Raw genomic sequence first — 21,926 nt, 5'->3', positions numbered from 1 at the left:
TATTTTCTAGCACATTCATCTAGGCTATGACCCAGCTTTAAAAACGCGGGATGCCATTGAGTCAAACCATCCGTAGTGAGTTTCTCGTAGCTGCCGTAGTTACTGAATTCATAAAAGAAGCGATCGCATCACCCAACAAACATATAAAGTTTTACCGCAACTCCCAACCCTCTACAACCGAGTTGCCACAACAAGCTTCACCGCAAGGTGTAAGGAGACTGATTCACGAGTTACGAATCAACTGTAAACAAACACAGGTCAAGTAAAATCTCATGGATAAGAAAAACATCACCCCTGAACAAAATCAACCCATCAACCGGATTACCTCCGGTCAATTGCCTGCTGAGTTAGCTGAGTTGTCAGAAGAAGTTTTGCAAGATGAATCGTTTGCTCCTGGTCTGGAAGCCCACAGAATGAGCGACGATACCGGCCCATGGTGCTCTTATGACGGTGACGATGCAGAGTAGGAACCTAATTCTACCACGAATCTCAAACGTCCTCAAACACAGAACAAGTCATGCATTCATGCATTAAGACATTGGCTTTTTGATCTCTGAAAGAGGAGATCTGTGAAAAGTTGAAAGTTAAAGGTTGAAAATTCCCACTTTTGACTTGATACTGGATACTTTTGACTTGTCAAACGCGATCGCTGCCAAACACAAATATTTAAAGTAGAGACGTTACATGTAACGTCTCTACAAGGGGTTAGACAAAAGCGTTATGCTAACACACCCTACAAGAACCCTAAAATCAAAACAAACACTAAAATTATGAACCTTCCTATACTCTCTCCCCCCGTTAAACGCCCTCATTTTGTTGAACCCTCCACGGCTGTTGATGTGGAACATGGTCGGGTTGAAGATCTCGTTTCCATTCGCATGGACTTACTCCATGGGGCTAACTATAACGATCCCGCTGTGTTTGCCTACCGTAGCTATAACCAAGTCATGACTTCAGGTGGGTATGGCTTTGGGGGCATGATGGGCGGTAGATTTTATTAAACCATTACCATGAGTAAAGCTGAAACCGAAACCCTCTGGCAAATTGGTAAACCAGGGGGGAGTAACCAAGAATTTATCCAGGAGGGGGGTTGGCAAGCTGAGTTTACTTATACCGTGGGTTCCGATGAAGACCCGATTAATCAACCCAGTCTACCCCCTGTCTTGGTGGTGGCAGGACTGCCAGAAAAGCCCAAGCGCGGCAAGAAGCAGTTGTATTGCACCGATAAATTGAACATTGGCTTCACCCTAGATCATGGCTATGGGGAGAATCAACTCACCCTTTTCTACGCTTTCCGAGGCTTAGAAACAGACCATCTGTTGATCGACGGTGAAGCATTAGCCGAAATTCAAGGCATTGGGCAAAGGAAACTGAAAAAAAGTCAAATCTCCCTACCTGCCTTAACTTCGGGAAAACATACCCTCACCCTCACAACCTCTGGGGGAGACGGGGATCACTGGATTGATTATTTGAAGTTAGAGAGTGTGGTAACAGCAAATCAAACAGGAGAAGAGAAAATGCCATCTAAATCTCAATCAAAGAAAACCAAAAGTTCAGCCCCTGAAGAGAAGGTAAAAGCCCATGTGCCTTCAGCAGGGCCATCCACCTCTGGCGCAACGGGGTTAGAGGACTATGGCTATTGGCTGAAAACTGTTGCCAAAATGCAAGCGGAAAAAGGAGAAAAGGATAAAAAACCCTTCCGTCGGGGTCGGATTTGGACATAACAAGTCAAAAGCCAAAAGTCAGAAGTCAGAAGTCAAAAGTCAAGAAATTTACTGGTGACACAAATCTGTGGTGACACAAATCTGTGTAGCAGTTGTCAGCTTAATACTTTTGACTGGAAATGCCCCCCAGCCCCCAAATTTGGGGGAGCAAGAACTTCAAAGTCCCCGGTAGAATCAAGTCAATGGGTTAAACGGCAAAAACTCTGACTCTGACCAGGATTGAATCATCTGTCGTAACCCATCTTTGTTCAAGTTAAAAGTCAAATTCCTAGCAACGACGATATGCAACTAACCATTGACTTACCTGAATCCGCTTTTGAACGTTTGTCTCAACTGGCAGAATTAACGAACCAACCCTTGTCAGATCTCGTGATCCAAAGCATTACCGGGAACTTACCCCCAGCTATTGAAATAGCCCCAACTGAAATACAGCCTGAACTATTGGCCCTGCAAACTCTAAGTATTGAAGACTTGCGGCAAATTGCTCAAAGTCAGATTCCTGTGACTCAACAGCAACGTCATACTATCCTGCTAGAACGCAATCAAGAAGGCTTACTGACACAATTAGAGCAACAGCAATTGCGGGAACTGTCCCAAGGGGCTGACCAATTGATGCTCAAAAAAGCCCATGCCTGTGCCATTCTACGATGGCGAGGACAACCTCAACAAGTCAAAAGTGTCAAGTCAAAAGTCAAAAGTGAGAATTTTTGACTTGAAAAGCGATCGCATCACCCAACAAACAACAAGTTTTCCCGCAACTCCCAACCCTCTACAACCGAGTTGCCACAACCAGCTTCACCGCAAGGTAGAAGGAGATTGATTCACTCTGACGAATCAACTGTAAACCAAAAAGGAGAGTCAATCTCATGGATAAGAAAAACATCACCCCCGCGACCTACCAGCCCATCAACCGGATTACTTCCGGTCAATTGCCTGCTGAATTAGCGGAGTTGTCAGAAGAAATTCTGCAAGATGAAGCGTTTGCCCCTGCCCTTTCGCAGCTGGCTGCTTTGAAATGTGAGATTTATTGTTCTTTTGATGGAGACGACGCGGAGTAGGCAAATGATTCTACCACGAATCTTAAACGTCCTCAAACATCGTTTTTTGTTAGCCACGGTGCCTGATTTGCCTCGATGAATTGACGGGAGATTACCCTGACTTCATCCAATTCCGATACCTGGCACCCTCGGAGTGATAGGTCGGGACGGGTCTTGCCCTTTGGGTCATTTTCCCTTCCTTTCCTGCCCTTCGAGGTACGAGGATTAATCTCGATGCCAGCTAGGAATTTATTCCCCCAGTGGCATTTCCTGGCTGGTTTACTTTTCGGTTTGTATCGGTTGCAAAATCCGCGATATTTTCTAGCACATTCATCTAGGCTATGACCCAGCTTTAAAAACGCGGGATGCCATTGAGTCAAACCATCGGTCGTGAGTTTCTCGTAGCTGCCGTAGTTACTGAATTCATAGAAAAAGGTTGACCGCATTTTAGCCGCTTTGGGGTTGCCGTGAATGTATCGCAGGGTGTTGAGTGCTCGTTCTCTATCAGAAGCTGGAAAACCTTCCGCAAAATATCGCTTTTCCCAAAAGTGACCTGTGCGGTTGAGCATTCGATTAAAACACATGGCGGTGTACCAATTGAGAAAATGCATAATTTTCGGCAATTCATCTGTTTGTTTCGGTTCAATTAGATAATGAACATGATTCGACATAATACACAGGGCATAGAGTTTAAAGTGGTATTTTTCCAAGGCTTTTTTAATCGCATAGAGAAATACTTCTCGACATTCCTGTCGTTGCAATTTGAATTCTCGGTTGTTGCATCGAGTGGTGACATGGTAAGCATATCCCGGTTTGAAAGTTCTGGGTTTTCTGGGCATTATTTTGATAGTTCGTAAAATGAGCTAAACGGCGACAATTGTCACTCAGATCTTGATTTTAAAATTCGCTGTCACCCAGATTTTATATCTGTTCAAATTCTTGAACAAGCGGTGCGTTACGCTTCGCTAACACACCCTACATCTACATCTATCTAAAGCATGAAATTATGACATCAATTTCTGTAATTCAGCGTAATTTTCTCCGTGAACAGCGTCTTCATTTTATTCGCGCCCATCAAAATGCGTTTGATGTTAATCCGATCTTCCCTCTGCAACATTTTGAAGAGTTTGTGGGGAAAGTTACAGGTGATTGTGCAATTGAAGCGTCTTGTAAAATCGAAAATGATCAATTGATTGCTTCACGCTTTCTACTGTTTTATTTTCGAGATGCAGGGCAAGCGTATAAAAAATGTCTGCAAGAATCTATTGCTTTTTTCTCTCAAGTCGAAAGTCAAGTTCAGGTCAAATTAAACTATGATATATTCCAGAAATTTTTAGGAAAAGATTTTGACTGGAGTAAAGTAATGCGATTAACCACTGGAGTTGATTTACGCAGTAACTTACCAGACTCTAGCCTGAAATTTCATTTTAGGGTCAAAGATTATCCAGAAAAAATCGACACTGCTCTGAGATTAAGTTCTATTGATAAAATTTCTGGGAAGATGCTCAATTCTCTGAGTAAATTCATTCCCCGAAGTCAGCTCATTCCTCAAATTGGTTTTGATTTTTATTTAAATGGTCGAACAGAGATAGAGCTATATCTTGAACTTTTTGAGAAAGACTTTCTCAAGCCAGAAATTCAAAGCTTTTTACAGCAACGCTTTCCAAAGTCAGTGTTAACACCACTCGAAGATTCTCAAATATTTCACATTGGATTGTCACAGGCAAATGCTAATCCAGTACTTTACTATAGATTGAAAAGTAAGCATAACTTATTAAATCATTTCCGACTGAATGATGCTGCCCAGCGAGTTCACAGTTTTTACCATCAGCAAGAAACAGTACCTTATATGTGGGTGGGTGTGGCTGAAAAAGAATTGAAAAAAACTAGAATTGAAAACATCCGCCTTTATTATTTTAAGTCTTTTAAGTATGAAAACAGTAGTTCGTAGGATGGGTTAGATGGCGACAACTCTGACTCAGAGCCAAGTTTAACAATCCGTCGTAACCCATCATCTCAAAATTCATCACTGGTGCGTTACGGGGCGGGCTATCCAAACCCTGGCTACGAGGCGGAAAATGAGGCCCCCCTAACGCACCCTACGCAACTTTTTTACAAATATGAGATGCACCCAAATTCATCACTGGTGCGTTACGCTTCCCTAACACACCCTAATTATTTAAAAAAATGGAGTATTAAAAATGACTAAAAATCTGCAAATCCAACCCCGCTATCGAGTAGAAATCATTGAACCCAAACAAGTTTACCTACTCAGTGAACAATCCACCCACGCCCTCACAGGTAAGCTCTATTGTCAGATTTTACCCCTGTTAAATGGTCAAAATTCCCTCGAAACAATCTATCAGAAACTAGAGGGCCAAGTAGAACCAGATCATATTAATTATGTGCTCAACCGTCTTCAGGAAAAAGGCTATCTCACCGAAACTGCTCCCGAACTTTCCCCAGAAATTGCCGCTTTTTGGAGTGCTTTCCATATTTCCCCCACCCTAGCGGCTACAGCCTTACAACAATCGGTAAAATTAACATCTGTGGGCACAGGTATTACTGAAGGCATGACGGCTGCGTTAGCCACTGCTTTAAGAACTATTGGAATTCAGGTTCAAACTTCAGCAGAAAATGGTCATTCCTCCCAGAATATTGGGTTGAATGTGGTGTTAACGGACGATTACTTACAACCTCAACTAGGGGAAGTTAATCAAACTGCTCTAGAAACAAATCAACCCTGGCTGTTAGCCAAACCTGTGGGTAGTGTGCTGTGGTTAGGGCCAATCTTTGTTCCTGGAAAAACCGGCTGCTGGGAATGTCTCGCCCAGAGACTGAGGGGTAACCGGGAGGTGGAAACCTCAGTTTTGCGACAAAAACAGAAACAGGCGCAACCGGATGTGACCTTAAAAAATCGAGGGGATATCAGGGGATGTTTACCCGTATCACAAGCCACTCTACCCTCAACCTTACAAACAGGATTGCAATTGACAGCCACTGAAATTGCTAAATGGATAGTAAAGCAGCAGGTTGCAGACTCGACTCAGTTTCCGACTCTAGAAGGTAAACTTCTCACCCTTAACCAACTGACTTTAGAACAGAAAACCCATGTTTTACCCCATCGTCCTCAATGTCCCAGTTGTGGCGATGCTAAACTCTTGCATGAACGAGGTTTTCAACCTGTTGTATTAGAACCCCGAGTCAAGCATTTTACCCGTGATGGCGGTCATCGGGCGTTTACTCCCGAACAAACGGTACAGAAGCATGAACATTTGATTAGTTCCATTACTGGAGTTGTCACGGAATTGGTGCGAATTTCTGACCCCGCCAATCCCCTGGTACATACCTATCGGGCTGGTCATAGTTTCGGTAGTGCCACCTCTTTGCGGGGACTACGCCACGCCTTGCGCCACAAGAGTTCCGGTAAGGGTAAAAGTGACAGTCAATCCCGCGCCAGTGGTTTCTGTGAGGCGGTGGAACGGTATTCCGGCATCTATCAAGGGGATGAACCTCGAATCCTCTCAACCCTAGCGGAATTGGGGGAAAAAGCGATTCATCCGGAAAACTGTTTATTATTTAGCGAAACCCAATATACCAACAGAAAACCCCTCAACCAACAAGCAACCGTAGCCCATGATTGGATTCCCCAAAGGTTTGATGATAGCCAAGCTATTGACTGGACTCCCGTTTGGTCATTAACCGAACAAACCCATAAATATCTACCGACAGCTTTCTGTTATTACGATTCTCCCCTGTCCAAAGGTCACCATTTTTGTAAAGCCGATTCCAACGGTAACGCCGCCGGAAATACTTTAGAAGAAGCTATTTTACAGGGATTTATGGAATTGGTGGAACGGGATAGTGTGGCTTTGTGGTGGTATAACCAACTTAAACGTCCTGCTGTAGATTTAGCCAGTTTTGATGAACCCTATTTCCTGGAGTTACAACAATTTTACCAAGAAAATAACCGGGAACTATGGGTGCTAGATTTAACCGCTGATTTAGGTATTCCCGCCTTTGCTGGGGTGTCCCGGCGGTTGGGTGACGGGTCTCAACGGGTGATTGCCGGATATGGGGCGCATCTTGACCCCACCATTGCCATTTTACGGGCGATTACGGAAGTTAATCAAATCGGCTTGGAATTGGATAAAATCCCCGATGACAAGCTTCAGGGAGACTCTAAAGACTGGCTGCTGAACGCAACCTTAGAGACTCAACCCTATTTAGCACCCGATTCTACTGTACCCCTGAAAGTTGCGGGGGATTATCCCCAACGTTGGGGCAATGATATTCAGCAGGATGTGATGACTTGTGTGGAAATTGCCAAAGGGGTGGGTTTAGAAACCTTAGTATTAGATCAAACGCGCCCGGATATTGGCTTAAATGTGGTTAAGGTGATTATGCCGGGAATGCGCCATTTTTGGTCACGGTTTGGAGCAGGGCGGTTGTATAATGTTCCCGTGAAGTTGGGCTGGCGGGATGTTCCGACACCAGAAGAGGAGATGAATTCTACACCGATGCCGTTTTGAAGTCAGAAGTCAGAAGTCAAAAGTCAGAAGGGATGAATTTTGGACAAGAAAAATGCGATCGCATCGCCCAAACACAAACATTTAAAGTTTTCCCGCAACTCCCAACTCCCTAGAAACGAGTTGCCACAAAAAGCTTCACCGCAAGGTAGAAGGAGACGTAAGCATTCAGCCGTCAGCTATCAGCCGTCAGCTTTGTGGCACAGGCTTAATGTTTGTGGCACAGGCTTCGACCCTGTGACCTAACTCAGATTAAATGTTCGCGTAGCGTGGCCATTCCCGTAGCGTGGCCACAGGCCAAGGCCAAAGCTTACCTCTTTTATTCAAAAACTGACGGCTGAAGGCTGATAGCTGAATGCTTACAAGGAGACTAACCCACTCTAACGGGTCAGAACAAGTCAAAAGTCAAAAGTCAGAAGTCAAAAGTGGGAATTTTTCACTTTTTATCTGAGACCAAGACTAACTGTAAACCAAAAAGGAGAGTAAATCTCATGGATAAGAAAAACATCACCCCTGAACAAAACCAGCCCATTAACCGGATCACCTCCGGTCAATTGCCTGCTGAATTAGCTGAGTTGTCAGAAGAAATTCTGCAAGATGAGTCGTTTGCCCCTGCCCTGGAGGCTCAGTCGAGTCAGGATTTGTGTACCTGTGGCTGCTGTTTTGTGCTTGTTCTTTCGATAGTGACGACGCAGAGTAGGCAAATGATTTTACCACCGATCAAAACAATCCTCAAACATGGTTTTTTGCTAGCCACGGAGCCTGATTTGCCTCGATGAACTGACTGGCAACTGCCCGTACTTCAGGGCTTTCGGATACCTGGCACCCTCTCGCCCCCCTAGCCCACCTATTCTGGGGGGAACCGGATTTAAAATCCCCATTTCCATTAGCCCCCAGTTTTGGGGGTTTGGGGGCAGGGGATTTAGAGTGTTTTCCCTTCGAGGTTCGAGGATTAACCTGTATGCCAGCTAGGAGTTTATTCCCCCAGTGGCATTTACTGGCTGGTTTACTTTTCGGTTTATATCGATGGCCAAATCCGCGATATTTTTTGGCACATCCATCTAAGATATGATCTAGAAAAAATCATGTTTACTATTAATTAGTATGGTTGAATTAGAAATACTTAAAAAACCCCAAGGAACATCGATAGAAGAACGTATTATAATCATCGAAGCCATACTACAAACGGTTAAAAATGATATACGCTTAAATTCTGGGCAACAGGTGTCAGGCTCAGAGCGACCTCTGCGGGGGAAAGTCATTCATTATGAGGAACCATTAGAGCCTGTTGCGATTGATGATTGGGAAGCATTAACATGATTATTCTAGACACTCATATCTGGATTTGGTGGATTGATGAAAATCCGAAATTATCTGCCCAAAACTTAGAAATTATTGAAGCAAATATTACCAATGGTCTAGGAATTAGTATGATTTCTTGTTGGGAGATTGCCAAATTAGTTGAGAAAGGTAGATTAACTTTTGAATTATCTTCAAAGACAAACACCCTGACTAGAGTTGGATAATATTTTGACAGGAAATGCGATCGCATCGCCCAAACACAAACATTTAAAGTTTTCCCGCAACTCCCAATTCCCTACAAACGAGTTGCCACAACAAGCTTCACCCCAAGGTAGAAGGAGACTGACCTACTCAGACAGGTCAACTGTAAACAACAAAAGAGAGTAAATCTCATGGATAAGAAAAACATCACCCCTGAACAAAATCAGCCCATTAACCGGATCACCTCCGGTCAATTGCCTGCTGAATTAGCTGAGTTGTCAGAAGAAATTCTGCAAGATGAAGCACATAACCCCGCAATCGTCCTCGCGGGTTGTTTGGATAGGGGTGAGTTGTGTTATGGGTCTTTTTGCTCTTATGACGGTGATGATGCTGAGTAAGACCTTAACCCTACCACCGATCAAAAAAATCATCAAACACAGAACAAGTCAAAAGTCAAAATTAGCTTTTTGATATCTGGCAAAGAATTAAGTCATAAGTCAAAAGTCAGAGGTTGAAGGTCAAATACGAGTAGTTAAATCAGTCAACGATTTATATTTTTGACCCCCGTCTGAGGACAGGTTTGAAACTTTTGGCTTTTGATTTTTTTAGTAGCACAAGCTCGTTGGTTTACTTTAACCCAATCTACTTGAAAAATGATGACTCTTCCCCTATCCCTCCGTTAGAAAACGGTGATTAAATAAAGTTTCCGCCATAAAACTGACCCTTAATTTATATAAAATCGGGAAATTAGTTGTCATAAAAGTCTAATACTTCCTCAGATGCAATTTTTGTCTCCCACACCCCATACCCCACAGATACATGAAGCATTCAACCGGAAATGATATTAGTTGTAATCGAAAAATGAATTCCTATCCTTTTACTCTATCTCTTAAACCCAGCATTCAAGTTATCCCTAGCGATGACAGCTACACCCTCAAACCCACAGAGAAAGAGGGCTTACTCCCTACGGATCTTCTCACCCTTACCAGTTCTTCTGGAGTAGATAACGCCCTCCAACTTCTGCAACAGGGGGATAGGATTGATGCCTTGCTGCAAACCCTGACGGAACAAGATGGGGTTGCAGCCAGTGAGGCTTTCTCTGCTACCCTACAACAAATTGGCGATCGCGGCTGGTTACAGTATGGGGTATTACCGTTAGCGATCGCAGTGCCAATGGTGGAGTCTGCTGGAGTTAATCTCAATCCGCCCCATTGGACACAAGCCAGCGTCAGCCTATCGCGCTTTGCCTACCAACGCAACCATGAAGGGGGTATGGTGCTAGAGTCACCCCTATCTAAGTTTCGCGTCAAGCTTCTGGACTGGCGAGCCAGCGCTATTTTAGCCCAACTTGCCCAACCCCAATCCTTACGACAGGTGACCCCACCCCCCCAAGTAGGGCCCGAAACTGCTTATCAGTTCTTAAACCTCCTCTGGGCAACGGGTTTTCTTGACCTGGAAGCTGAAACCCCAGAACTGAAGTTATGGGAGTTCCATAATCTGCTGTTTCACAGCCGTAGTCGCCAAGGCCGCCACAACTATCCCACAGGGGATATTGCCGGTAGTTTGGATGTTTGGGACGAGTTTCCCGTGGTGAAGCCCCCCATGAGCGGGCAAATTGTCCCTCTGCCCCAATTAAGTGTTGATGCCATCCGTCAGCGGGATAAAACCCTCACCACAGCCATTGAGAAACGGGAGTCAATTCGGGAATATGACGAGAACCACCCCATCACCATTGAACAATTGGGGGAACTCCTCTACCGCAGCGCCCGCGTCAAAGAAATCTACACCCAGGATGCAGAACAAACCGAAATGCTCAAAGCTGAATACGGGGAGGATTTCGACTGGGGGGAACTCAGCCGCCGTCCCTATCCTGGCGGTGGTGCGATGTACGAATTAGAAATCTATCCGGTAGTGCGGCATTGTGCAGGGGTAAACCCCGGACTTTACCACTATGACCCCCTCAATCACCAACTGGCTCAAATTGATGCTGCTGATGCCGATATTCAAGCCCTGTTAAAAGATGCTCACCAGTCCAGTGGCGAACAGGGAATGCCCCAAGTGTTGCTGATCATTACGGCTCGGTTTGGGCGGCTATTCCGCAAGTATCGCTCCCTGGCTTATGCTCTGGTTCTTAAGCACGTCGGTGTCCTGTATCAGAACTTATATTTGGTGGCGACGAATATGGGGCTTGCGCCTTGTAGTTTAGGGGCTGGAGATAGCGATCGCTTTGCCCAAGCAACGGGATTAAACTATGTGGTGGAATCTTCTGTGGGTGAGTTTATGTTAGGTTCCCTTCCTCATTGTACCGAAGCTGTCATTGCTGCACAGGGGGAAATTGAGACATCTCAACCTACGGATGAAACGATAGAAACTGCTGGTGTTGAGTTTCATGCTTCAACCCAACCTACTGATGAAACGATAGAAACTGCTGGTGTTGGGTTTCCTGCTTCAACCCAACCTACTGATGAAACTGCAAATTCAGAAGATGTCACAGTTTCCAAGTCTACCCAACCCCCACTCACTGAACCTATCTCTAGTCACATTTCTGCTCAAACCACAGAACCTGTTGCTATGAATTCAACTGCTCTCGTTAGTGCTTCCGAAGCAAAACCTATTGCCTTACATCCCCATGATTTAGATGAGCGCATTCCCGGCTTAGTTGACCTCCGTAATCAAACTTTAGGAGACTCCCGCATTACCATTGTGATTCTTGACGGCAATGCTGACCATAGTCTTTCCTGTTTCGATGGCGCTCATATTTCTAAGGTCTTTCCCTATTGGCATGATACCCCTGAACCCATTTCTGCTGAAGACTATGCAACTTATCAGGAAATCGATAACAGCGATCTCAAAGGGGAAGAGAAACAAGAAAAGTTAAAAGCAGCCCTACCTGAAACCATTCTCAAACGCATTGCTGGAGATAGCCACGCTTGTCATATTACTAGCACGATTGTGGGTCAAGAAAACACTCCTTCTCCGGGTTTAGCCCCCAATTGTCGTGTGATTAACGTTCCCCTCAACACCACAGGCAAAGATGAAGAATTTATCTCAGTACTTAACCTATCCCGTGCTTTTGAACTCGCTTTAGATTTAGGTGCAAATATCATCCACTGCGCCGCCTGTCGCCCCACCCAAACGGGAGAAGGGGAAGAGTTACTAATGAAAGCCCTGAAAAAATGCCAGGATAATAATGTTTTAGTTGTAGCTCCTGCGGGCAATAATAAAGGGGAATGTTGGTGTATGCCCGCCGTCTTACCCGGAACTTTAGCTGTGGGTGCAATGAAAGAAGATGGTGTGACTCCCTACAAGTTCAGTAATTGGGGTGGTAACTACGAAATTGAGGGCATAATGGCCCCTGGCGGTGAAATTCTCGGTGCTCAACCCGCAACAGAAGAACCAAAACGCCTCAAAGGAACTAGTATGGCTGCTCCGGTGATGACTGGTTTATGTAGTTTGTTAATGAGTTTACAACTGCAAAAAGGTAAACCGATAGATGCAGAAGCGGTACGAGCTGCCTTGTTAAATACTGCCATTCCCTGCGACCCTGATCTTGTAGAAGAACCAGAACGGTGTCTGGGAGGTTTTGTCAATTTACCAGGTGCGATGAATTTATTGTTTGGTCAACCGTCCATGACAATTTCCTTTACAGGGGAGCAAGTTATTCGTGCTGATCATCATGCCGTTATTCCTGCTGCTATACCCCCAAATATTACCTCTGATGGTGGGATTAGTTCAGGGCAAGTTGATGTCCAGTCTTCAGAGGAGCTAAACGCCCAAGAAGCATCCTCTCGTCAGCTCAATGATCGCTACACCTTAGAGCTTTCTTCTGTACATGAGTCAACCATTGCCAGCATCTATAAAGCGTTTCCCTCACAAATACAATCAAACCAGCCTGTTGCCATTAAGCTGTTTAACCATCCAATTGCAAGAGAAGATTCGTACCTGAAATTAATTCGAGCTGAGATCAAAGCGTTGAGCGATCTTCAGCATCCTCATATTGTTAAACTGCTCGACAGTGATCGAGAAGAAAACACCGGTTACCCTTTTTTAGTTTTGGAATGGCTTCCTTATTGCTTAGAGGAAATACTAATGAATGCGCAAGAACAACAGTTACCGCTATACAGTAGTTGGGAGCAGTTCTACCACGAAGTGGGTCGGCCCGTGTTAGAAGCTCTAGCCCATTGTCATCAACATCACTACGTCCATCGAGATCTTCATCCAAGTAACCTGATGTGGTCTGAAGACTATCAGCTCAAGTTGATTGACTTTGGTATTTCTAGAAATGTTCAACAAGACCCACCAGGTGACGCAGATTACGGGCATTTGAGACAAGGCGATCATCAAAAATACCAAGCGCCTGAACCAGAAGATAATCAATTTGCTTATACCAGAGACCTTTTCGCCTTCGGTATGCTGACTTTAGACTGCTTCAAGCATAATCGATTCCTAAATATTCCTGCCCCTATCCAATCCTTGCTCAAGCAATGCATTTCCCTGAACCCATCTGAACGACCTGCTAATGCGGAAGTCTTGCTCACTCAGATTGAATCGATTTCCCCTGCCAATTTTAACGTCATCTCCCCATCCGCTTTCACCTCTGGGGCTGTGACTCCCAGCACTGCTTATTCTGGTCATGTCTATGCTTTGGGAACCATTGGTTATGATTTTGGTAGTGAAGCTCGTCGTGATACCTTCAAGCAACTGATGCCCGCTGTTGACTTAAATGGAGTTATGGTTCCCGCCAATCCCTATAATGCTCGCCAGATGGTAGATTATCTGGATCAAAATCCTGATGAGCAGCGGCCATTAATTTGGACATTAAACGTAGATTTAAACCCAGTTTATGTGCTGGAACCAAAAGGGCCGTTTGCTCCGGAAATCTACGAAATGCTATTAATAATGCTGGATGGGCAAATTGAAGCGGAAACCAGCGATGAATTTATCGAACGGGTCAGTATTCCAGCTAGGCGTACTAACCGCACGGTGGAATTGATGTCGGGTCAAGTGGTTCCGGTAATTACGGTTCACCATGTTCGTGGCATGTATGGCTGGAAAGTGAATACTTTAGTCAATGCAGCTTTACGGGCGGTTGGTGCGGAAGAGGAAGTCAGTATTGATAGGATACGCTATTGTCTTACCAGTTTCCTGAACCGAGTTTACTATGATTTACGCAATCTGGGACAAACCTCCCGTGACCGTGCTTTAAATTTTGCCGCAACTAATACTTTTCAGGCGGCTTCTACTTTTGCGGAAGCGATCGCCGATGGTCGTGAATTAGATAGCATTGAAGTAGAGAAAAGTCCTTTCTGTCGGATTAATAGTGACTGTTGGGATGTCAAGCTCAAATTCTTTGACCCAGAAAATAGCCGTCGCGCTCGTAAGGTGTTCCGATTTACCATTGACGTAGCTGAAAATTTACCTGTAACCTTAGGAAAAATCAAGAGTTGGTCAGTGCCTAAGTAGGGGTTAAACTAGTTAGGGGTCGAACTCAGGGCTATTTCATTCTAAAAAGTTGCTTAAGCGTGTCTAGACCCTGGGGGGGCGACGATATGGCTTGAAACGATTGATACATCAAGAGTGTAACGATCTGTGATAGAAAAAGATCGGTCTCAAATTGTCAATAAGACCTATCTGTTGCAAATGTTACCCTTATTCTATCAAAAGCATCTGAAAATTCAACTAAAGTATCGTAATTTTATTTTATTAAATATTTTAGTGATGCTTGTACAATCAATCAAAAGAGAAAGCAATTGAAAAGTTAGCAAATGCTTTACCTATTGGAATAAATTTTGAAAGTAGAAGAAAAAGAATTCAGCGCTTCTTGATGCAGTCGCTCATGGGGGAAACCACGGCAATAGCGAGTGGGGGAAACCCCCAAGACCGCGCTGCCTCCCCAAGACCGCGCTGCATCGAATACTCTTCGTAATTAATATACAATAAGACACGACGTACAGTACGCCTAAGAGGATATCTGAAAAGTTTTTTGATACTGAATTTTGCCCCCCTGACCCCCCAACTTTGGGGGGAACAAGAGTCAATTTGCTTCTAAAAGTCCCCCAGAGGGGGACCAACGGGGGCTTGGATGTAGCAAATGAGACTTCTCAGACAACCTCTAAGTTGGAAGCCTATTTTTCGGAGGTAAGAGATAGTCAATTAACTCCTCACGGTAACTTGAAATCCAATCTCCAATTGCTAAAAATCCTTTATTTCCTGCGGCGTTCGCCTTTGGCGGCTCCAAAGGAGCATGGCCAAAGTAAATAGCGCTAGGCACAGTGGAAGAGTGTGGCGCTGTCCGGCACTCCGACGAGGATATTCTAGTCAAGCTTTGGCTTCTATAATTGCGATTTGAGACACGGGAGTAGATGCATTAAAGGGAATTTGCGCGCTCTTTATACCATATTCCGATTACAATTAGAATGAAATAGCCCTGACCACCCTACATTTATAACTTACCTAATCATTCTTGGAATGGTCAAATTCATAAACGTAAAACAGCCGACTTAACCTTTTAAATGAGTAGCCTATGGTTACTAAAAGAATTGCTCCCGCGATCCCTACCCAAAATCCAGTTGGAGGTATCACTTTAAAGGGAGATATAGTCACGGCATCTGCAGTCATTGCCATTTTAAATGCTACAGCTCGGGCATCCATAACTATTCCGATTAATAAACAGAGCGCGGCCGCTCCATAACTGATTAGCGTAGCACGATTGATGTTGGTCAGAGCCTTTTGACAAACAACACAATCTTTAGTATGAGTTGACCACACATCGAAAAGCTGCTTTTTATCTAACTCAGCATTGGGAAGTTGGTCATTTATACCTGAATCCCAAGGGATTGTGCCTCCTGCTCTCTTTTTAAACCACTGACGAAAGGTGATTACCATTTTGTCTTGAGGATTCGGAGTATAAACTGCATCGAGCCAGTCTTGCTGTTGTCGTCGAGCCAAGATTTTTTCTTGGTAGTGAAGGAATACTAAGTCTTGATGTAAAAATACTGAAGCCAAGATATGACCTAACCAAATTGGCATTGGTAAGGCAAAAAATCCTAATCCTTCTGGTGTTTTTCCGGCTTCATTCTTGACCAAGACTTGACAACCAATATGACGACACCAGCCAGGACGAGTCGGAATGGCATATAAGGCTAAGATTAATTTTCCCCCATCGTTATAGCTGGTAACAATTCTCATATGACAGGGAGGTTGAAAGTCATGAACTGCTTCGGCTACCTTGTCAACGGTGGGGTTAATAGCAAAGGAAAATCCTTCTTGAGTGGATATCTCCCTAAGACAAGGCATATCATAATACTTGGCATCTTCATAACGACTACCCATAATACCGTGATGGGAAACGGGTACGTGAGCCGGATCAGCAACATTTTCCATGAAAAAGTCCCAGCCATAGGGCAAGTCGCGGATATTCCAAAATAGCTTGACTACTCGATCGGAATCTGATTCTAGTTCCGGAATTAAACGGGGTTTTCTCAACTGACTTTCCTGTTGAGCTTTGCTTCCCGATTCTGGCCATACCCACAGTAAACCTTGGTTTTGCTGAGTTGGATAGGCAACAGCACAGGATTTAGGATTCGAGCAGTTTTTAAGTTCAGTCTCCTGGTCTTGGGATTGAGGAATACTGACACAATTTCCTTCAGCATCAAAACGCCAAGCGTGATAAGCACACAATAACGTTCCATCAGGCTCGACACGTCCTTCAGAAAGAGGAGCTAATCGATGGGGACAAAAATCTTCAAAACAACGCCATTGATCAGACCCATCCCGCCATAACACTAGCTCTTTACCGAGTAACTGTATTTTGTGAGGACGAGATGGCGCGAGGAATTCAACAACAGCTACTGGATACCACTGCTTTGTCCATTGAAATGTTTCGTTTTGTTTGAGGTGAACTTTTTTATTTGACTTATCAAGACTTTTGTTCAATTTAGTTGAATTGGCTTTAGTAATCATAAGTAAAGGGAATCGGGAATCGGGAATCGGGAATCGGGAATAGGGATGCGCTGCATCAAGACAGGGAATCAACCTCAAAGAAGACTGTACCTCATAAATGCGAGAAACACTACATACCAATTAAAAAGCTGACAATCTCGAAGGTAAGCACTGCCCACCCTACATCAAATGCTGCTATTGACTATTTTAGCTAAAATGGCTATATTAGACTTAATGTCGAATATTCTTCCCTAAAAAGTCATGAAAACCCTTGGAGCATCTGAGGCAAAAAACCGTTTTGGTGAACTGTTGGATTTAGCTCGAAGAGAGCCAATACAAATTACTAAAAAAGGCCGTAATGTGGCTGTTGTTATTTCTATAGAAGAATTTGAAAGGTTCTTAGAGTTAGAAGAGGAACTTATAGCTATTAAAGCTGAACAAGCACAACAAGAAGGGTTTATTGGGCTGTCAGAAAGTGAGGAGCTGTTGGAGGATATTATGAATGCTTAGGGTTAAAGGGAGCAGGGAGCAGGGAGCAGGGAGCAGGGAGAAGAAAATTGAAATTTAAGGTACTTCATCACCTATGATAAACGCGCTAAGTTACCAAGTTCAAGAATAAATTATAGAAATATTACTGATTGCTACCCCACCGCAGCACTCAAACGCGATCGCACTCAATTTTCAAGAACATAAATCCTAGGGTTGCCAGTGCTCGAAACCGATCGGATTAGCTTGTCATCGGGGGAAAACACGCGGACGCACTAAATTTTCAAGAAGATTAAGCGTAGGGTGGGCAGTGCTCGAAACCGATCAGATTAGCTTGTCATCGGGGGAAAACACTGCCCACCAAAAGTAAATTATTAGGAAAGAATAGTAGGGTGGGCAGTGCTCGAAACCGATTAGATTAGCTTGTCATCGGGGGAAAACACTGCCCACCAAAAGTAAATTATTAGGAAAGAGTCAAAAGCGATCGCACTGGTGGGCAGTGCTTGATCCCAATTAAAAAGCTGACCATCTCGACGCTAAGCACTGCCCACCCTACATCTACATCAACTCTCCCGACTCCCGACTCCCGACTCCCGACTCCCGGAATATATTACAATCTGTAAAGAAACTGAAAGGAAAAGGGAGAATGCGCTTAGCAATCGTTGGTGCGGGGCTCGCGGGCATGGCCACAGCAGTAGAATTAGTGGATGCTGGTCATGAGGTGGAAATTTTTGAATCCCGTCCCTTTGTGGGGGGAAAGGTAGGCAGCTGGGTAGATAAGGATGGCAATCACATCGAAATGGGGTTGCATGTCTTCTTTGGCTGCTATTACAACCTGTTTGACCTGATGAAGAAGGTGGGAGCGTTCCAGTTTCTGCGCCTGAAGGAGCATACTCACACTTTTATTAATAATGATGGACGCAAGGGTGAGCTAGACTTTCGCTTCATTACTGGTGCTCCCTTTAATGGCCTAAAAGCTTTTTTTACCACCTCCCAACTCTCCCTGCAGGATAAGCTGCAAAACTCCATTGCTCTGGGGATTAGCCCTCTGGTGCGTGGCTTGATAGATTTCGATGGCGCAATGAAAACGATTCGTGACCTAGATGCGGTCAGTTTCGCTGATTGGTTTCGCGGTCATGGTGGTTCCGACGGTAGTTTAAAGCGGATGTGGAATCCCATTGCCTATGCTCTGGGTTTCATCGATACCGAGAATATTTCTGCCCGTTGTATGCTAACCATATTCCAGTTATTTGCCGCTAGAACCGAAGCATCGGTACTACGAATGCTGGAAGGCTCTCCTCATGAGTACCTCCATAAACCAATTATTCAGTATTTAGAGGAAAGAGGAGCAAAAATCCACACTCGCCGCCAAGTCAGGGAAATTCTGTTTACGGAAACTCCAGAGGAAACCCGAGTCACTGGTTTAGTGATTGCCAAAGGGGAAACCGAAGAAACCATCACCGCTGATGCCTATGTCTGTGCCGTTGATGTGCCTGGTGTTAAACGGCTCTTACCGAAATCATGGCGCAAGTGGTCCGATTTCGATAATATCTACAAGCTTGATACGGTACCAGTGGCCACGGTCCAACTAAGATTTGATGGCTGGGTCACAGAGCTTCATGATGACGAGAAACGCCAGCAACTCCAAGAAGCAGCAGGGATGGATAATCTACTGTATACTCCCGATGCTGACTTTTCCTGCTTTGCTGATTTAGCTCTCACTAGTCCTGGTGACTATTACAAAGCCGGTGAGGGGTCACTGATGCAGTTGGTACTGACCCCAGGAGACCCATTTATCCGACAAAGTAATGATGCGATCGCAAAACATGTGCTTCACCAAGTCCATAACTTGTTTCCCTCCTCACGAGACTTGACCATGACCTGGTATAGTGTCGTAAAACTCGCTCAGTCTCTATACCGGGAAGCCCCTGGCATGGACCCCTATCGCCCTAACCAAAAGACACCAATCCCTAATTTCTTCCTAGCCGGTAGCTATACCCAACAAGACTATATCGATAGTATGGAAGGAGCTACCCTATCCGGGCGTCGTGCTGCTAAGGCGATTGAGTCTTTTGTTAGTTGAAGAAGGGAATCGGGAATCGGGAATCGGGAATCAGAGGGGAGTTTGGGGAGATGGGGAGATGGGCAATACTGGCTGGATTTTGGATAAATCCTCCCAATGCCCGTCGGGATCCCCCTCCCGTCCCCCTTAATAAGGGGGAAGCTAGAAGAGCCATAGCCTTTTTGTCCATGGGCAGGGGCTATTGTTCCCCCCTTTCTAAGGGGGGTTAGGGGGGATCTCCACCTCACTGCATCGCTTTTATGATATTGTTGCCGTCAATTATTGTTTCTTTTGCCTATTGCCTATTGCAATCCTAAATCAATTGTGATAATTTTTGTTCCCTACTCCCGTCTTGATGCAGTCGCTCATGGGGGGAACCACGGCAGTCGCTCATGGGGGAAACCCCCAAGACCGCGCTCCCTCCCCAAGACCGCGCTGCATCGCTACTCCCGACTCCCGACTCCCGACTCCCGACTCCCGACTCCCGACTCCCTGTTCCCTGTTCCCAGATCCGCTGTTCCCTTTGCTATACCGAAGTCTACAATAATACTTTACCAACCTAAAACCCCATGTCTGATTGGCTGGAACATAGTGTACAAGTTGAAGTAGAAGTTCCCATTGAGTTAGCGTGGGATCTTTGGTCGGATTTAGAGCAAATGCCGCGCTGGATGAAGTGGATTGACTCAGTGGAAGTCCTAAAAGAGGATCCTGATTTATCCCGGTGGAAACTTGCCAGTACAGGTTTTGAGTTTAGCTGGCTCTCTCGAATTCTGAAATTAGTCCCACACCAGATTATTCAGTGGGAATCAGTAGATGGTTTGCCCAATCGAGGTGCAGTGCGCTTCTACGACCGTAAGGATAGCAGTATCGTTAAGCTGACTATCGCTTACGGCATTCCCGGCATTCTTGGTCAGTTAATGGATAACTTATTTTTAGGTAACCTAGTTGAATCTACCATCCAGGAAGATTTAGAACGATTCCGGGATTATGCCTTGAAGGTGAAAGGGTAGGAGTGGGGAGTCGGGAATCGGGAGTCGGGAATCGGGAGCGGTGCGACCCGTGGCGAATTTAATTACGGGTCAAGCGCACCGAGGGAGTGGGAAGATGGGGAGATAGGGAGTGTGGGAGATGGGGGGATGGGGAGTGTGGGAGGTGTGGGGAGTGTGGGGAGATGGGGAGATGGGGATATTTTGATCAATAGTAATGATTAGGAGACAGCGTTTTTCAGAACTATCAGGTAAATAGAATTTTTTCTCTTTTCCCGATTCCCGATTCCCGATTCCCGATTCCCGATTCCCGATTCCCTAGAACTTAACAGTTGAACCTTAAACCTTCAAGTTTCCCCCGCATGGTAAGAACTACGAACCAAAGGACCGGAACGCACATGGGCAAATCCCATATCCCGTGCGATCGCACCTAGCTCATCAAACTCTTCCGGTGTCCAGTATTTTTGTACCGGCAGATGTTGGAGAGAGGGACGCATATATTGACCGAGGGTGATGCGATCGCATCCAATCTTACCTAAATCCGCCATCGCTTCAATTACTTCTGCTTTGGTTTCCCCATGGCCCAACATTAATCCGGATTTAGTGGGAATGGCGGGATTCAGTTGTTTGACAATGCTGAGCACATCTAGCGATCGCTGATATTGTGCTCCCCGGCGCACCTTGCCCTGTAAGCGCTGGACTGTTTCAATATTGTGGTTGTAACAGGCTGGCTTGGCCTCCACCACCGTTGCTATCCGTTGCTGTTGCAACTCTGCTGAGATTTGATCGTGATCACCTTTACCCCCCCAGAAATCTGCCGTCAGCACTTCTATGTCAGTACCTGGATTGAGTTGGCGGATGGCATCCATGGTAGCGACAAACCAACCGGCACCCTGGTCTGGCAAATCATCCCGAGCTACAGAAGTCAGCACCACATACCGCAACCCCAATAACTGTACCGATTCCGCCACTTTTTGCGGCTCCTCTGGGTCTAGGGCCATGGGAGCATGACCTTTATCCACTTGACAAAATGCACAAGACCGTGTACATGTGGGCCCCATCAACAAAAATGTAGCGGTTTTCTGAGAATAGCACTCACCTCGGTTTGGGCAACGTCCCTCCTCACAAATGGTGTGAATCTTCCGTTGTTTAATAATCCGCTGCACCGTTGAGATGTCACTGGCATTACCAATCGGACGTCGCAACCAAGAGGGAAGTGCAGTAATTTCTGAACGCCATTGTTTTTGTGTAGTCATGGGGAATCGGGAGTCGGGAGTGGGGAATCGGGAATCGGGAATCGGGAATCGGGAGTGGGGAATCGGGAATCGGGAATCGGGAATCGGGAATCGGAACCCACCCCTAACCCCTCCCAGGAGGGGAACGGGAATCGGGAATCGGGAGTCGAATAGAATTGTAACAGGAGCAACGGGCAAGATGCCCGTTCCAGGTTAGATGGCGATTCTACCAAGATGGCTATTCCACAAAACTATTTCCATCAAACGAAGTCTACTATTCTTTAACTAGTCACACAAAGACTTGACTTCGCGGCAGTTGTCTGGAACAGGGGATCACCAGAACAGTAGACAAGAATTGATGCAAACACTATCATAAAACTACTTTTGCGCATAGGTCTACTATCTACTCCTCCCGATTCCCTC

At 45.2% G+C, this 21,926-nt stretch carries 25 protein-coding genes; 19 read left to right on the top strand and 6 right to left on the bottom strand.

All coding sequences use genetic code 11. The features are described 5' to 3' along the window. Positions 1 to 50: 50 nt before the first annotated feature. The 7 genes from F6K63_RS37835 to F6K63_RS14095 all read left to right on the top strand — a co-directional run bounded on the left by F6K63_RS37835 (position 51) and on the right by F6K63_RS14095 (position 2,782). Positions 51 to 266 carry a hypothetical protein gene (locus tag F6K63_RS37835; protein ID WP_502708309.1) on the top strand — a complete coding sequence of 72 codons (216 nt, stop codon included), beginning with the start codon at positions 51 to 53 and terminating at the stop codon, positions 264 to 266. A gap of 6 nt (positions 267 to 272) precedes the next feature. Then, positions 273 to 467 (top strand): DUF5837 family cyanobactin class RiPP, encoded by a 195-nt coding sequence (locus tag F6K63_RS14120; RefSeq protein ID WP_287312425.1) that lies wholly within the window; start codon positions 273 to 275, stop codon positions 465 to 467. Between the two features lie 303 nt (positions 468 to 770). Next, on the top strand, positions 771 to 1,001 hold the full coding sequence (locus tag F6K63_RS14115) for a cyanobactin biosynthesis system PatB/AcyB/McaB family protein (protein ID WP_287312424.1): 231 nt from the start codon (positions 771 to 773) through the stop codon (positions 999 to 1,001). Positions 1,002 to 1,010: 9 nt separating this feature from the next. Then, complete coding sequence (locus F6K63_RS14110) at positions 1,011 to 1,724, top strand: cyanobactin biosynthesis PatC/TenC/TruC family protein (RefSeq protein WP_287312422.1); 714 nt, start codon at positions 1,011 to 1,013, stop codon at positions 1,722 to 1,724. Positions 1,725 to 2,006: 282 nt separating this feature from the next. After that, positions 2,007 to 2,435 (top strand): hypothetical protein, encoded by a 429-nt coding sequence (locus tag F6K63_RS14105; RefSeq protein WP_287312421.1) that lies wholly within the window; start codon positions 2,007 to 2,009, stop codon positions 2,433 to 2,435. Then, a complete protein-coding gene (locus F6K63_RS14100) occupies positions 2,422 to 2,544 on the top strand; it encodes a hypothetical protein (RefSeq protein WP_287312419.1) in 123 nt (40 codons plus the stop codon). The genes F6K63_RS14105 and F6K63_RS14100 overlap by 14 nt, the downstream gene beginning before the upstream one ends. A gap of 46 nt (positions 2,545 to 2,590) precedes the next feature. Then, the gene (locus F6K63_RS14095; RefSeq protein WP_287312417.1) at positions 2,591 to 2,782 is read left to right on the top strand and encodes a DUF5837 family cyanobactin class RiPP; all 192 of its coding nucleotides are present in this window, start codon (positions 2,591 to 2,593) and stop codon (positions 2,780 to 2,782) included. A gap of 32 nt (positions 2,783 to 2,814) precedes the next feature. Here the strand turns inward: F6K63_RS14095 and F6K63_RS14090 are convergent, their stop codons facing one another. After that, entirely contained in the window at positions 2,815 to 3,600 is a 786-nt protein-coding gene (locus F6K63_RS14090) for a transposase (RefSeq protein WP_287312415.1), read from the bottom strand. Between the two features lie 167 nt (positions 3,601 to 3,767). Here F6K63_RS14090 and F6K63_RS14085 point away from each other — a divergent pair, with 167 nt between their 5' ends. The 3 genes from F6K63_RS14085 to F6K63_RS14075 all read left to right on the top strand — a co-directional run bounded on the left by F6K63_RS14085 (position 3,768) and on the right by F6K63_RS14075 (position 7,536). Then, the gene (locus F6K63_RS14085) at positions 3,768 to 4,712 is read left to right on the top strand and encodes a DUF5838 family protein (RefSeq protein ID WP_287312413.1); all 945 of its coding nucleotides are present in this window, start codon (positions 3,768 to 3,770) and stop codon (positions 4,710 to 4,712) included. A gap of 250 nt (positions 4,713 to 4,962) precedes the next feature. After that, positions 4,963 to 7,293: a TOMM precursor leader peptide-binding protein gene (locus F6K63_RS14080; protein WP_287312411.1), complete on the top strand. Its 2,331-nt coding sequence runs from the start codon at positions 4,963 to 4,965 to the stop codon at positions 7,291 to 7,293. A 39-nt stretch (positions 7,294 to 7,332) separates the two neighbouring features. Then, positions 7,333 to 7,536 (top strand): hypothetical protein, encoded by a 204-nt coding sequence (locus F6K63_RS14075; protein WP_287312410.1) that lies wholly within the window; start codon positions 7,333 to 7,335, stop codon positions 7,534 to 7,536. 6 nt (positions 7,537 to 7,542) lie between these two features. Here F6K63_RS14075 and F6K63_RS14070 read toward each other — a convergent pair whose 3' ends face one another. Beyond that, on the bottom strand, positions 7,543 to 7,692 hold the full coding sequence (locus tag F6K63_RS14070; protein WP_287312408.1) for a hypothetical protein: 150 nt from the start codon (positions 7,690 to 7,692) through the stop codon (positions 7,543 to 7,545). Positions 7,693 to 7,781: 89 nt separating this feature from the next. Between F6K63_RS14070 and F6K63_RS37830 the strand changes: the two genes are divergently transcribed. The 5 genes from F6K63_RS37830 to F6K63_RS14045 all read left to right on the top strand — a co-directional run bounded on the left by F6K63_RS37830 (position 7,782) and on the right by F6K63_RS14045 (position 14,256). Continuing rightward, positions 7,782 to 8,069 (top strand): DUF5837 family cyanobactin class RiPP, encoded by a 288-nt coding sequence (locus tag F6K63_RS37830; RefSeq protein ID WP_502708308.1) that lies wholly within the window; start codon positions 7,782 to 7,784, stop codon positions 8,067 to 8,069. 325 nt (positions 8,070 to 8,394) lie between these two features. Continuing rightward, complete coding sequence (locus tag F6K63_RS14060) at positions 8,395 to 8,610, top strand: hypothetical protein (protein ID WP_287312407.1); 216 nt, start codon at positions 8,395 to 8,397, stop codon at positions 8,608 to 8,610. Further along, a complete protein-coding gene (locus F6K63_RS14055) occupies positions 8,607 to 8,816 on the top strand; it encodes a type II toxin-antitoxin system VapC family toxin (protein WP_287312405.1) in 210 nt (69 codons plus the stop codon). Before F6K63_RS14060 ends, F6K63_RS14055 begins: the two co-directional genes overlap by 4 nt. Before the next feature lie 168 nt (positions 8,817 to 8,984). Beyond that, positions 8,985 to 9,191 (top strand): DUF5837 family cyanobactin class RiPP, encoded by a 207-nt coding sequence (locus F6K63_RS14050; protein WP_287312403.1) that lies wholly within the window; start codon positions 8,985 to 8,987, stop codon positions 9,189 to 9,191. A 463-nt stretch (positions 9,192 to 9,654) separates the two neighbouring features. Further along, complete coding sequence (locus F6K63_RS14045; RefSeq protein ID WP_287312401.1) at positions 9,655 to 14,256, top strand: PatA/PatG family cyanobactin maturation protease; 4,602 nt, start codon at positions 9,655 to 9,657, stop codon at positions 14,254 to 14,256. A 990-nt stretch (positions 14,257 to 15,246) separates the two neighbouring features. On the opposite strand, the gene F6K63_RS14040 is transcribed toward F6K63_RS14045, so the two are convergent. Continuing rightward, positions 15,247 to 16,755: an aromatic ring-hydroxylating dioxygenase subunit alpha gene (locus tag F6K63_RS14040; RefSeq protein WP_502708313.1), complete on the bottom strand. Its 1,509-nt coding sequence runs from the start codon at positions 16,753 to 16,755 to the stop codon at positions 15,247 to 15,249. Between the two features lie 240 nt (positions 16,756 to 16,995). On the opposite strand from F6K63_RS14040, the gene F6K63_RS14035 reads away from it, so the two are divergent. Both F6K63_RS14035 and zds read left to right on the top strand, forming a co-directional pair. Beyond that, positions 16,996 to 17,244, top strand: a complete 249-nt coding sequence (locus tag F6K63_RS14035; protein ID WP_287312398.1) for a type II toxin-antitoxin system Phd/YefM family antitoxin — start codon at positions 16,996 to 16,998, stop codon at positions 17,242 to 17,244. Between the two features lie 622 nt (positions 17,245 to 17,866). Beyond that, a complete protein-coding gene (zds, locus tag F6K63_RS14030; RefSeq protein WP_287312397.1) occupies positions 17,867 to 19,303 on the top strand; it encodes a 9,9'-di-cis-zeta-carotene desaturase in 1,437 nt (478 codons plus the stop codon). Here zds and F6K63_RS14025 read toward each other — a convergent pair. Beyond that, positions 19,296 to 19,457 carry a hypothetical protein gene (locus F6K63_RS14025; RefSeq protein ID WP_287312396.1) on the bottom strand — a complete coding sequence of 54 codons (162 nt, stop codon included), beginning with the start codon at positions 19,455 to 19,457 and terminating at the stop codon, positions 19,296 to 19,298. The two genes, zds and F6K63_RS14025, sit on opposite strands and share 8 nt — an antisense overlap. Before the next feature lie 217 nt (positions 19,458 to 19,674). Here F6K63_RS14025 and F6K63_RS14020 point away from each other — a divergent pair, with 217 nt between their 5' ends. After that, complete coding sequence (locus tag F6K63_RS14020; RefSeq protein WP_287265748.1) at positions 19,675 to 19,845, top strand: hypothetical protein; 171 nt, start codon at positions 19,675 to 19,677, stop codon at positions 19,843 to 19,845. A 6-nt stretch (positions 19,846 to 19,851) separates the two neighbouring features. Further along, complete coding sequence (locus F6K63_RS14015; RefSeq protein ID WP_287312395.1) at positions 19,852 to 20,292, top strand: SRPBCC family protein; 441 nt, start codon at positions 19,852 to 19,854, stop codon at positions 20,290 to 20,292. Positions 20,293 to 20,615: 323 nt separating this feature from the next. On the opposite strand, the gene lipA is transcribed toward F6K63_RS14015, so the two are convergent. Both lipA and F6K63_RS14005 read right to left on the bottom strand, forming a co-directional pair. Then, positions 20,616 to 21,524 carry a lipoyl synthase gene (gene lipA, locus F6K63_RS14010; protein WP_287312481.1) on the bottom strand — a complete coding sequence of 303 codons (909 nt, stop codon included), beginning with the start codon at positions 21,522 to 21,524 and terminating at the stop codon, positions 20,616 to 20,618. Next, complete coding sequence (locus tag F6K63_RS14005; RefSeq protein WP_287312394.1) at positions 21,521 to 21,736, bottom strand: hypothetical protein; 216 nt, start codon at positions 21,734 to 21,736, stop codon at positions 21,521 to 21,523. The genes lipA and F6K63_RS14005 overlap by 4 nt, the downstream gene beginning before the upstream one ends. Positions 21,737 to 21,926: the final 190 nt, after the last annotated feature.

Origin of the sequence: Moorena sp. SIO1G6, assembly GCF_010672795.1 — a bacterium.
Taxonomy (GTDB): domain Bacteria; phylum Cyanobacteriota; class Cyanobacteriia; order Cyanobacteriales; family Coleofasciculaceae; genus Moorena; species Moorena producens.
Note: the sequence above shows the minus strand (reverse complement) of the source record. Positions and strands in the feature narration are given on the sequence as shown.

Bases quoted from the DNA above. Each gene is read 5' to 3' on its own strand.
- F6K63_RS14085 (WP_287312413.1), top strand. From the start codon at position 3,768: ATGACATCAATTTCTGTAATTCAGCGTAATTTTCTCCGTGAACAGCGT.
- F6K63_RS14035 (WP_287312398.1), top strand. From the start codon at position 16,996: ATGAAAACCCTTGGAGCATCTGAGGCAAAAAACCGTTTTGGTGAACTG.
- F6K63_RS14095 (WP_287312417.1), top strand. From the start codon at position 2,591: ATGGATAAGAAAAACATCACCCCCGCGACCTACCAGCCCATCAACCGG.
- F6K63_RS14090 (WP_287312415.1), bottom strand. From the start codon at position 3,600: ATGCCCAGAAAACCCAGAACTTTCAAACCGGGATATGCTTACCATGTC.
- F6K63_RS14055 (WP_287312405.1), top strand. From the start codon at position 8,607: ATGATTATTCTAGACACTCATATCTGGATTTGGTGGATTGATGAAAAT.
- F6K63_RS14020 (WP_287265748.1), top strand. From the start codon at position 19,675: ATGGGGGAAACCCCCAAGACCGCGCTCCCTCCCCAAGACCGCGCTGCA.
- F6K63_RS14120 (WP_287312425.1), top strand. From the start codon at position 273: ATGGATAAGAAAAACATCACCCCTGAACAAAATCAACCCATCAACCGG.
- F6K63_RS14080 (WP_287312411.1), top strand. From the start codon at position 4,963: ATGACTAAAAATCTGCAAATCCAACCCCGCTATCGAGTAGAAATCATT.
- zds (WP_287312397.1), top strand. From the start codon at position 17,867: ATGCGCTTAGCAATCGTTGGTGCGGGGCTCGCGGGCATGGCCACAGCA.
- F6K63_RS14050 (WP_287312403.1), top strand. From the start codon at position 8,985: ATGGATAAGAAAAACATCACCCCTGAACAAAATCAGCCCATTAACCGG.
- F6K63_RS37835 (WP_502708309.1), top strand. From the start codon at position 51: ATGCCATTGAGTCAAACCATCCGTAGTGAGTTTCTCGTAGCTGCCGTA.
- F6K63_RS14105 (WP_287312421.1), top strand. From the start codon at position 2,007: ATGCAACTAACCATTGACTTACCTGAATCCGCTTTTGAACGTTTGTCT.
- F6K63_RS14015 (WP_287312395.1), top strand. From the start codon at position 19,852: ATGTCTGATTGGCTGGAACATAGTGTACAAGTTGAAGTAGAAGTTCCC.
- F6K63_RS14115 (WP_287312424.1), top strand. From the start codon at position 771: ATGAACCTTCCTATACTCTCTCCCCCCGTTAAACGCCCTCATTTTGTT.
- F6K63_RS37830 (WP_502708308.1), top strand. From the start codon at position 7,782: ATGGATAAGAAAAACATCACCCCTGAACAAAACCAGCCCATTAACCGG.
- lipA (WP_287312481.1), bottom strand. From the start codon at position 21,524: ATGACTACACAAAAACAATGGCGTTCAGAAATTACTGCACTTCCCTCT.
- F6K63_RS14060 (WP_287312407.1), top strand. From the start codon at position 8,395: ATGGTTGAATTAGAAATACTTAAAAAACCCCAAGGAACATCGATAGAA.
- F6K63_RS14040 (WP_502708313.1), bottom strand. From the start codon at position 16,755: ATGATTACTAAAGCCAATTCAACTAAATTGAACAAAAGTCTTGATAAG.
- F6K63_RS14045 (WP_287312401.1), top strand. From the start codon at position 9,655: ATGAATTCCTATCCTTTTACTCTATCTCTTAAACCCAGCATTCAAGTT.
- F6K63_RS14025 (WP_287312396.1), bottom strand. From the start codon at position 19,457: ATGGCTCTTCTAGCTTCCCCCTTATTAAGGGGGACGGGAGGGGGATCC.
- F6K63_RS14110 (WP_287312422.1), top strand. From the start codon at position 1,011: ATGAGTAAAGCTGAAACCGAAACCCTCTGGCAAATTGGTAAACCAGGG.